Genomic DNA, 9,345 nt, shown 5'->3' with positions numbered 1-9,345 from the left:
CCAGCAGACCGACTTCGTGCGCCGCTCCACCGCGATGCTCAACAGCCTGCCCTTCGTGGAGCGGTTCGCGTGGTTCTCGCTGTCGACGCGCACCAGCCCGACCGGCCTCTACGACGGGACCACGCCCAACGCCACCGGTGTGGCCTACCGCTCGGTCCCCTGACCGCACCGTCGTCCGGCATTCCACCACCGATCCCTCCTGGAGGAGCGATGCGCAGGTTCCTGTGCGCGGTGATCACCGCGATCGCCGCCTTCGCCGTGGTGACACCGCCCGTCGCCACCGCCGCGGCCGACCACACGGTCACCTTCGTCAACCGGTCCGGCCGCACGATCTGGATCGGCAGCGCGGTCAACGCCGACGGCTCCCGCGCCCTGACCGGTCTGCCCACCCTGCAGAACGGCCAGTCGGCCACCATCACCATCCCCGAGTCCGCCGCCCCCAACCACTGGCGCGGCAAGTTCTTCGCCCGCCAGGACTGCACCGGAACGCCCGGCAGCACGTTCCACTGCCGCGTCGGCGACTGCGGGCCGATGGCGGACCGCTGCACCACCGGCGAGCAGCCCGCGAGCCTGGCGGAGTTCAACTTCGACCGCAAGGACGGGCTCGCGCCCTGGTACAACGTCAGCTACGTCAACGCTTTCTCGCTGCCGATCACCATCGACGCCCGCGACGGGGTGACCCCGCCGGGCTCCACCGAGTGCACCGGCGTCGGCTGCCCGGAGAACCTGCTGCCGTACTGCCCGCCGGAGAACCTGACGCGGTGGGCCGACGGCAGGCCGATGCTGTGCACCAACCCCAACCGCGACGCGCGGACCCCCTACAGCGACGCCCTGTCCTCACGCTGCCCCAAGGCGTACGCGTGGTCCAAGCACGACACCGAGCCGGGCAACCAGGTCGTGCGGCAGTGCCGCCAGTGCACCGGCTTCACCGTCACCTTCCACCCGGTGGCCTGACCGCCGGGGCGGGCGCGGTCACCGGCCGTCCCAGAGCGCGCGGGGCGGCCGGTAACCGCGCAGCCGCAGGCTGTTGGCGACCACCAGCACCGAGGACAGCGACATCGCCGCACCGGCGATGAGCGGGTTGAGCAGACCGGAGGCCGCCAGCGGGATCGCGGCGGCGTTGTAGCCGAACGCCCAGACCAGGTTGCCTCGGATGGTGTCCAGGGTGCGGTTGGCCAGCTCGACCGCGTCCGGCACCGCGTGCAGGTCTTCACGGACCAGGATGACGTCGGCCGCGTGGGCGGCGACGTCGCTGCCACGGGCCACCGCCATGCCCAGGTCGGCCGCGGCCAGCGCCGGGCCGTCGTTGACGCCGTCGCCGACCATCGCCACGCGGTGACCGGCGGCGCGCAGCGCCTCCACCGCGGCGACCTTGTCCGCGGGCCGCACCCCGGCCACGACCTCGGTGATGCCGACCTCGTCGGCGACCGCGCGGGCCGCGCCCGGTCCGTCGCCGGTGAGCAGCACGGTCCGCAGCCCCAGCGCGTGCAGCCGGGCGACGGCGTCGGCGGCGGACGGGCGCACGGTGTCGCGCACGGCGATGCCGCCCACCACGGCACCCGCGCGGGCGACCAGCACGCCGGTCGCCGCTCCGAGCCCGGCGAGCCACCGGCGGGCCTCCGGCGGCACGGTGATGCCCAGCCCGGCCATCAACCCGGCCGTGCCCACGACGACCGGGACACCATCCACCTCGCCGCGCGCCCCCGCGCCCACCAGCGCCTCGAACCCGGTCACGGCGGGCAGCCCGGCACCCGCGGCGGACACGACGGCCGCCGCCACCGGGTGCTCGGAGGCCGCCTCCACCGCGCCCGCCCAGCGCAGCACCTCGCGCTCGTCGGCGTCGCCGAAGGCGGCGGTCGCCACGACGGACATCCGCCCGGCGGTGACCGTGCCGGTCTTGTCCAGCACCACCGTGTCCACCGACCGCGTGGCCTCCAGCGCCTCGGGCCCCTTGACCAGCACGCCCAGCTGCGCCGCGCGGGCGACGCCGACCATCAGCGCCGTCGGGGTGGCCAGGCCCAGCGCGCACGGGCAGGCGATGATCAGCACCGCGACCGCCGCCGTGAACGCCTCGCGCGCGGTGTGGCCGGTGGCCAGCCACCCGCCCAGCACCAGCGCCGCCAGCACCAGCACCACGGGCACGAACACCGCGCACACCCGGTCGACCAGCCGCTGCACGGCGGCCTTGCGCTGGGCGGCCTGCTCGGCCAGCGCGCTCATCTGCGCCAGCTGCGTGTTGGCGCCGACCTCGGTGGCGCGCACGACCAGCCGCCCGCCGCGGTTGACCGTGCCACCCACGACCCGGTCGCCGGGGCCGACGTCGACCGGCGCGGACTCGCCGGTGATCGCCGCGGTGTCCAGCGCGGAGGCGCCCTCGGCGACGACCCCGTCGGCGGGCAGCGCGTCACCGGGGCGCACCACGAACAGGTCCCCGACCCGCAGCAGCGCGGCGGGCAGCGACTGCTCCACGCCCTCGCGCAGCACGCGGGCGTCCTTGGCGGCCAACCCGGCCAGCGCGGTGAGCAGCCCCACGGCGTTGCGCCGCGAACGGGTCTCGAAGTAGCGGCCCGCCAGCAGGAACGTCGTCACGCCCGCGGCGACGTCGAGGTAGACCGCGTCCGCGCCCTCGGCCGTGACGCCGAACCCCAGCCAGTAGCCGGGACCGGCCGAACCCGCCGCCAGCGACCACACCGCCCACCCGAACGAGGCCAGCACGCCCAGCGACACCAGGGTGTCCATGCTGGAGGAGCCGTGCCGCAGGTTGCGCAGCGCGGCCCGGTGGAACGGCCACGCCGAGTAGCCCGCCACCGGCACGGCCAGCAGCACGCACAGCGCTTCCCAGCCGGGGAACCGCAGCGCGGGCACCAGCGCCAGGCTGATCGACAGGTTGCCCAGCGGGATGGCCAGCACCGCGGCGACCACCAGTCGGCGCCGCAGGTCGGCCACGGCCGCGGTGTGCGCGGCGCGGTCGTCCTCGGCGCGGTGGCGCACGCGGGCGTCGTAACCCGCCTGGCGCACCGCCGCCACGGCGTCCCCGGCGCTCAGGCCCGCGGGCAGGTGGACGACCGCGCGCTCGGTCGCGTAGTTGACCGAGGCGCGCACGCCGTCGAGCCGGTTGAGCTTGCGCTCGACGCGGGCCGCGCAGGCCGCGCAGGTCATGCCGGACACGGCCAGTTCGACCGGCCCGTCCACCGCTGTGGTCATCTCGTCCCTTCCGGGGTCGTGCTCAGCTCCGCCGACCGGCCAGGTCGGCGAGCATGGCGTTGTAGGCGGCGAGCCGGTCGTCCTCGGCGCTGTCGAGGTGCCGGTCCAGCCGGACCGCCTCGCGGCGGTCGCTGGCGGCCCACTGCCGCAGCAGGGCGATGACCACGACCAGCATCGGCAGCTCACCGGCGGCCCACGCGATGCCGCCGCCGAGCCGCTGGTCGGTCAGCAGGTCGGGCACCCAGGTCAGGGACAGCGACCGGTAGTAGGTCTCGGCGATCACGGTCTGCCCGCTCATCAGGATCACGCCGAAGAAGGCGTGGAAGGGCATGACCGCGAACAGCAGGCCCAGGCGGGCCAGGTGCGGCAGCGGCCTGGGCGGCCGGTCCACGCCGACCACCAGCCAGTAGAAGACGTACCCGGAGACCAGGAAGTGCAGGTTCATCACCTGGTGCGCCCAGTGGTAGCGCATCGCCTCGCCGAACAGGCCCGAGAAGTACAGGACGTAGAACGAGGCGACGAACACCACGGCGGCCACCGCCGGGTGCGCCACCACCCTGGCGGCCCGGCAGTGCACCAGCGCGACCAGCCAGGCGCGCGGCGCGGGCGGCAGCGCGCGCAGCGCCAGGGTGACGGGGCCGCCCAGGACCAGCAGCGCCGGGGCGAGCATGTTCAACGCCATGTGGGAGACCATGTGCAGGCTGAACGTGCCGGGGGCGTAGCGGCCCAGCCCCGAGGAGGTCACCGCCAGCACCACCGCGCAACCCGCCAGCCACGCCGCCACCCGCCCCGCCTGCCACCGGTCGCCCCGCCGCCGCAGCACGCGCACCCCGAGCAGGTAGGCCGAGGCCAGCAGCAGCGCGCCCAGGCCCAGCAACGGGTCGAGCCGCCACCCGAGCAGCAGGTCGGCGGCCGAGGGCGGGTGGGGCAGCTCGTAGCCGAGCACGGTCTGCTGCACCGACGGTCGCTCGACCAGCCACGACGGCGGCACCAGGTGGGCAAGGCCCACCGACGCGCCCAGCGCCACCCCCAGCACCACGACCTCCACCCCCAGCGGCAGGCGCGCCGCCCACCGCGTGCGCAGCGGGGGCACCGCGGCGCACACCACGACCTTGATCGCCAGCAGCACCCCGTAACCCGACATCAGACCGTCGGAGCCCGCCGTGACCAGGCCGATCGCCGAGCCGCTGACCACCAGCACCACCAGGCACACCAGCGTCGCGCGGTGGTAGCGGCGCAGCACCCGGTCCCGGTCCGCCACACCGGGACGGCGCAGGAAGCCGCGCAGCGCCACCAGCATGCCGACCCACACCGCGGCGGCGGGCACGTGCCACACCGCCGCGTCGGTGGCCACGTCGTGCCACGCGCCCACCGACACGTGCCCGGCCACCACCGGGGGCAGCAGCCCTGCCACGGCCACCGCGCACCACAGCACGGCCACCGGCCACGACAACGTCATCCGCGCGCCGACCGCCGCCACCGTCGCGACGACCGCGACGCACAGCCACGCCTTCGGCTCCTCGGTCGCCCCCACCAGCCCGGCCAGGTGCCGCCACACCACCGAGGGCGGCTGGCCCGAGGCGTCGCCCGCCGACAGCGGCACCGCCGCCCACGCCGCGACCGCCCACACCACCGCGGCGCCCGAGCCCAGCCGCACCGCCGCATAGGCGTGCGCGGTCAGCCGTCGCGCGTCCGGCGCGGGCACCGCGAACACCGCGAACGCGAGGGAGCCCGCCGTCACCGACCCCGCCGCGTCGGCGATCAGCCGCACCACCCCGAACAGCCACGACGCCACCCGGCCCGGATCGCTGTCGCCGAGCGCCCCGTGCACGTCACCGGCCGCGAGCACCACGGTCGTGACGCACACCGCCGCCACCCCGCCCGCGAGCAGGACGGCCCTGTCAACCCTCACGACTACATCAGTCGGGTGAAGATCTCCGGTGGTTCCCGGAACTACTCCGGTCGTCATCCGACCAACTGGGGGAGAGGTGTCCCCGACCAGAGGCGATCGGTTCGATGTCACGCACAGCCCGCGCGAACAAGCGCAACCCGGTGACCGCACGGCGCGGTCCTTCCCTCAACGCGGTCCTCACCGGCGTCGTCGTCCTCGTGGCGGTGCTCGTGATCGGCGGTGTGCTGGTCCTCGACCGCTCCGGCGGCGCGGGCGGCGCGTCGAGCGGGACGCTGGTGCCCCCGGACGCGCACACCCTGTCCAAGGCCGAGGGCGACCAAGTCACGCTCGTGGAGTTCTTGGACTTCCAGTGCCCCGCCTGCGCGTCGTACTACACGGGCGTGACCAAGAAGCTGGAGCAGGACTACCGGGGGCGGATCACCTTCGTCACCCGGAACTTCCCGCTGGAGGGGCACCCGCTCGCGGTGCCCGCCGCGCGGGCCGCCGAAGCGGCGGGCAAGCAGGGCAAGTACGCCGAGATGTACCACGCCCTCTACGACAACTTCGACACCTGGGCCACGGACGGCCGCTCCACCAGCGCCGACACCGCCCGCGCCACCGCGAAGTTCGAGGAGTTCGCCACCGCGGCCGGGCTGGACCTGGAGCGCTTCCGCGCCGACAGCGCCTCCGCCGAGGTCCAGGCCGTCATCGACCGGGACGTCGCCGACGGCACGGCGCTGGGGGTGGACAGCACTCCGACGTTCTTCCTCGACGGGGAGGAGTTCAGCGCGGGCGGGAGCACCATCGCCGACGCCGAGCGGGAGCTGAGGGCCAGGATCGACGCGGCGCTGGCCGGATGAACCGCGCACTGGCCTGGCTGCTGGTCCTCGGCGGCGGTGCGGGCCTGGCCGCCGCCGGGGCGCTGACGCTGGAGAAGATCGCCAAGCTGCGCGACCCCGCCTACGTCCCCACCTGCTCGCTCAACCCGGTGGTGTCCTGCGGGTCGGTCATGGACAGCGCGCAGGCCGAGGCGTTCGGCTTCCCCAACCCGCTGCTGGGCATCGCGGGGTTCGCCGTGGTGGTGACCACGGGCGTCGCGGTGCTCGCGGGCTTCGAGCCGCCCCGCTGGTACCGCGTCGCGCTCAACGCGGGCACCGCGTTCGGCGTGGTGTTCGTGCACTGGCTGATCGCGGCCGGCCTGTACGACATCCACGCCCTGTGCCCGTACTGCGTGGTGGTGTGGGTCGTCACCATCCCGCTGTTCTGGTACTCCACATTGGACACCTGGCCCGGCCTCGCGGCGTTGCGCCGCGTGCACAGCGCCGTGCTGGTCCTGTGGTACGCCGTGATCGCGGGCTTGGTGCTGCACGCGTTCTGGGACTACTGGACGAGCCTGCTGTGACGCCCGCCGGTCAGGTCCGGTCGAGCAGGTAGAGCAGCAGCGGCACCCCGTCGCGGTCGGTGAACGAGCCGCGCACCGCCCAGCCCTCGGTGTCGTAGAGCCCGCGCACCGGGGCGTCGCGGTGGGTGCACAACCAGGCCCGGCGGTGGCCGTCGGTGAACCGGCGCAGCAGGGCGCGGCCCAGCCCCCGGCCGCGGTGGCGCGGGGCGACCATGAGCTCGACCACCTCCAGCGCCGGTGAGCGCAGCAGGTGGCGCTCGGCGGGGGCCACGGCGTCGAAGATCGCGCGGTAGAACGGGGAGTCCGGCACCCGCTCCGGCGCGGGCCAGCCGTAGATCACCCCGGCGATCCCGTCGCCGTGCCGGGTGACCAGGCCGCGGACGCCGGGCTGGGCCAGGTGGGCGGCGAACCGCTGGGCGAACCCGGTGAACCGCTCCTCGGGCTCGCACCAGGGCGGCTCGGAGAAGCAGGTGCGGTAGAGCGCGGCCAGCCCGTCGGTGTGCTCGGCCAGCGCCGCCGCGTCCACCTCGGCGATCAGGTGGCTGTCGACCCCCATCGCGCCAGTCTAGCCACGAGAGCGCGACCGGAGCCGGGTGTTTCGATACAGCGCGCGCACCCCGGTCCGCGGTGGTGGCCCGGACGGCTCAGCGCCGCCGCTCGGCGGCGTCGAGCGCGGGGGCCAGCGGGGCGAGCGTGGTGCGCAGCAGGTCGGGCAGCGGACCGGAGGGCACGACGAGTCCGCCCTCGGCGGCGGTCGGCCGCACCCACAGTTGGAGCGCGACCCGGACCGCGGCGGCCACGCCCGCCGCGAGCACGCGGGCGGTGTGCGGGTCGGGATCGCCCAGGCGCTGAGCGATGGCCGTGGCGAGGGGGTCCTCGATGGCGGCGGCGGTGTCGACGAACGCCTCCCGCAGCGCGGGTTGGGTGGTGATCAGCAGCAGCGCGTCGCGGGCGCGCTCACCCTGGTCGGTGTACTGCTCCACGACCGCCTCGACCACGGCCTCGGCGAGGGGGACGTGGGCGGGGTGAGCGGCCACCGCCGCGCCGACCCGTGACTGCCGTTCGGCGGTGACGGCGGCGACGATGGCCTGCTCGCGGCTGGAGAAGTAGTTGTTGTAGGTCCTCGGCGAAACCCCCGCCGCCTCGGCGATGTCGTCCACGCGGACGTTGTCCGGCCCGCGTTCCATGGCCAGCCGCAGCGCCGCCTCGCGCAGCGCTTGCCTGGTGGCCTGCTTCTTCTGCTCGCGCAATCCCGTCCGCCGCGTCACCACCGCCTCAGCATCGCAGAATAGATGCGTGAACGCAAACTTGCGCGCACGCAAGTTTTCCTCCTAGCCTTGGTCCCCCACACCCGATCGAGAGGACCGAACCCATGCGAGCCAAGGGCATCAGCTACGACACCGGCTTCGTCCGCGACGGCACGACCTCCCGCGAGCGCTTCGACCCCGACGTGGTCCGGCGCGAGCTGACCGTCATCCGCGACGACCTGCACTGCACGGCCGTGCGCGTCATCGGCGGTGACCCGGAGCGGCTGGAGCTGGCCGCGACGTGCGCCGCGGACCTCGGCCTGGAGGTCTGGTTCTCGCCCTACCCGCTGGAGCTGACCGCCGACGAGATGCTCGCGCTGTTCGCCGACTGCGCCGAACGGGCGGAGCGGGTGCGCGGGCGGGGAGCCGAGGTCGTGTTCGTCACGGGCGCCGAGCTGAGCCTGATGAACAAGGGGTTCCTGCCCGGCGCCACCCAGGAGGACCGCCTCGCGCTGTTGCTGGGCCAGGGGGAGGGGGGAGGCGTGGCCGAGTGGGTGGGTGAGGTCTCCGCGCGGGTCAACGACTTCCTCGCCACCGCCGCGGCGCTCGTCCGCGAGCGGTTCGGCGGTCGGATCACCTACGCCGCCATCCCGCTGGAGCGCGTGGACTGGACGCCCTTCGACATCGTGGGCGTGGACCTCTACCGCTCCGCCGAGGTCGCCGACCGGTTCAGCGCGGGCGTGCGAGCCCTCGTCGCGCAGGGCAAGCCGGTGGCGATCACCGAGTTCGGCACGGCGGCCTACCGCGGCGCGGGCGACCGGGGCGGTCGCGTCCTGGAGGTCGTCGAGCACGACAGCGACACCGGCGCACCGGTCCGGCTGGACGCCGAGTACGCCAGGGACGAGCAGGGTCAGGCCACCTACCTGCGCGAGCTGCTGGAGGTCTTCGACGCCGAGGGCGTCGACAGCGCCTTCGTGTTCCTCTTCGCCCTCGAGAGCTTCCCGCACCGCCCCGGCGGCGATCCCCGCGACGATCTCGACCTGGCCAGCCCCGGCATCGTCAAGGTCCTCGCCGACCACCGCGACGGCGCGCACCCCGGACTGCCCTGGGAGCCCAAGGCCGCCTTCGCCGCCCTCGCCGAGCACTACGGCGGCTGACCGGAACGCGCCCGTGGCCCGGCGGTGGAGCGCCGGGCCACGGGCGCGCTCATCGGGCTGTCAGCCCGCGCGGCACGACAAGCTGGGCCAGTTCCAGTTGCCGCCGTGCTGGATGGTGAAGCCGAACGTGTTGCCGTTGCCGTTGGGCCGAGCGGTCATCACGGTGCCGCTGGAGTCCAGTTCGGTGCTGGTGTTCCAGACGGCCGTGACCTTCTGCGGTGCGCTCAGCGTGACCGTGACGACCCAGTTGTCGCTGCCGGAAACGCTCACCTGACCGTTGAACCGGTCATTCCACTTCTGCCCCTCCTGGTAGGTCGTGGAGCAGCTGCCGCCTCCGGGGTTGGTCGTGGTCGTGGTGGTAGTGGTCGGCGTCGTGGTCGGGTTGGCCGCGTTGAGGGCGGCCAGGACGGCGTCGTAGGCGGGTTTCTTGTTGCCGCTGTTGTT

The 9,345-nt window shown here is 74.3% G+C and carries 8 protein-coding genes and 1 pseudogene; 4 read left to right on the top strand and 5 right to left on the bottom strand.

What is annotated here, in order from left to right:
• The first annotated feature begins 210 nt into the window (after positions 1-210).
• Entirely contained in the window at positions 211-954 is a 744-nt protein-coding gene (locus IEZ00_RS30420) for a thaumatin family protein (protein ID WP_189226810.1), read from the top strand.
• Between the two features lie 18 nt (positions 955-972).
• On the opposite strand, the gene IEZ00_RS30415 is transcribed toward IEZ00_RS30420, so the two are convergent.
• Positions 973-3,204 carry a heavy metal translocating P-type ATPase gene (locus IEZ00_RS30415; RefSeq protein ID WP_189226809.1) on the bottom strand — a complete coding sequence of 744 codons (2,232 nt, stop codon included), beginning with the start codon at positions 3,202-3,204 and terminating at the stop codon, positions 973-975.
• Positions 3,205-3,226: 22 nt separating this feature from the next.
• Positions 3,227-5,116 carry a cytochrome c oxidase assembly protein gene (locus tag IEZ00_RS30410; RefSeq protein WP_229796244.1) on the bottom strand — a complete coding sequence of 630 codons (1,890 nt, stop codon included), beginning with the start codon at positions 5,114-5,116 and terminating at the stop codon, positions 3,227-3,229.
• 104 nt (positions 5,117-5,220) lie between these two features.
• Between IEZ00_RS30410 and IEZ00_RS30405 the strand changes: the two genes are divergently transcribed.
• Positions 5,221-5,955, top strand: a complete 735-nt coding sequence (locus IEZ00_RS30405; protein ID WP_189226807.1) for a DsbA family protein — start codon at positions 5,221-5,223, stop codon at positions 5,953-5,955.
• Positions 5,952-6,497, top strand: coding sequence for a vitamin K epoxide reductase family protein (locus IEZ00_RS30400; RefSeq protein WP_189226806.1), 546 nt, complete (start codon positions 5,952-5,954; stop codon positions 6,495-6,497). The genes IEZ00_RS30405 and IEZ00_RS30400 overlap by 4 nt, the downstream gene beginning before the upstream one ends.
• Positions 6,498-6,507: 10 nt before the next feature.
• On the opposite strand, the gene IEZ00_RS30395 is transcribed toward IEZ00_RS30400, so the two are convergent.
• Positions 6,508-7,053: a GNAT family N-acetyltransferase gene (locus tag IEZ00_RS30395; RefSeq protein WP_189226805.1), complete on the bottom strand. Its 546-nt coding sequence runs from the start codon at positions 7,051-7,053 to the stop codon at positions 6,508-6,510.
• 88 nt (positions 7,054-7,141) lie between these two features.
• The gene (locus IEZ00_RS30390) at positions 7,142-7,768 is read right to left on the bottom strand and encodes a TetR/AcrR family transcriptional regulator (RefSeq protein ID WP_189226804.1); all 627 of its coding nucleotides are present in this window, start codon (positions 7,766-7,768) and stop codon (positions 7,142-7,144) included.
• Positions 7,769-7,869: 101 nt separating this feature from the next.
• Between IEZ00_RS30390 and IEZ00_RS30385 the strand changes: the two genes are divergently transcribed.
• Positions 7,870-8,901, top strand: a complete 1,032-nt coding sequence (locus tag IEZ00_RS30385) for a glycoside hydrolase family 113 protein (RefSeq protein WP_189226803.1) — start codon at positions 7,870-7,872, stop codon at positions 8,899-8,901.
• Positions 8,902-8,961: 60 nt separating this feature from the next.
• On the opposite strand, the pseudogene IEZ00_RS37380 reads toward IEZ00_RS30385, so the two are convergent.
• Positions 8,962-9,345: pseudogene (locus IEZ00_RS37380) on the bottom strand (endo-1,4-beta-xylanase); the annotation flags it as partial.

The organism is Saccharothrix coeruleofusca (assembly GCF_014648515.1).
Lineage (GTDB): Bacteria > Actinomycetota > Actinomycetes > Mycobacteriales > Pseudonocardiaceae > Actinosynnema > Actinosynnema coeruleofuscum.
Note: the sequence above shows the minus strand (reverse complement) of the source record. Positions and strands in the feature narration are given on the sequence as shown.

What these genes read in the sequence shown, in the direction of transcription:
- IEZ00_RS30420 (WP_189226810.1), top strand. Translation starts at nt 211, where the DNA reads ATGCGCAGGTTCCTGTGCGCGGTGATCACCGCGATCGCCGCCTTCGCC.
- IEZ00_RS30415 (WP_189226809.1), bottom strand. Translation starts at nt 3,204, where the DNA reads ATGACCACAGCGGTGGACGGGCCGGTCGAACTGGCCGTGTCCGGCATG.
- IEZ00_RS30405 (WP_189226807.1), top strand. Translation starts at nt 5,221, where the DNA reads ATGTCACGCACAGCCCGCGCGAACAAGCGCAACCCGGTGACCGCACGG.
- IEZ00_RS30400 (WP_189226806.1), top strand. Translation starts at nt 5,952, where the DNA reads ATGAACCGCGCACTGGCCTGGCTGCTGGTCCTCGGCGGCGGTGCGGGC.
- IEZ00_RS30395 (WP_189226805.1), bottom strand. Translation starts at nt 7,053, where the DNA reads ATGGGGGTCGACAGCCACCTGATCGCCGAGGTGGACGCGGCGGCGCTG.
- IEZ00_RS30385 (WP_189226803.1), top strand. Translation starts at nt 7,870, where the DNA reads ATGCGAGCCAAGGGCATCAGCTACGACACCGGCTTCGTCCGCGACGGC.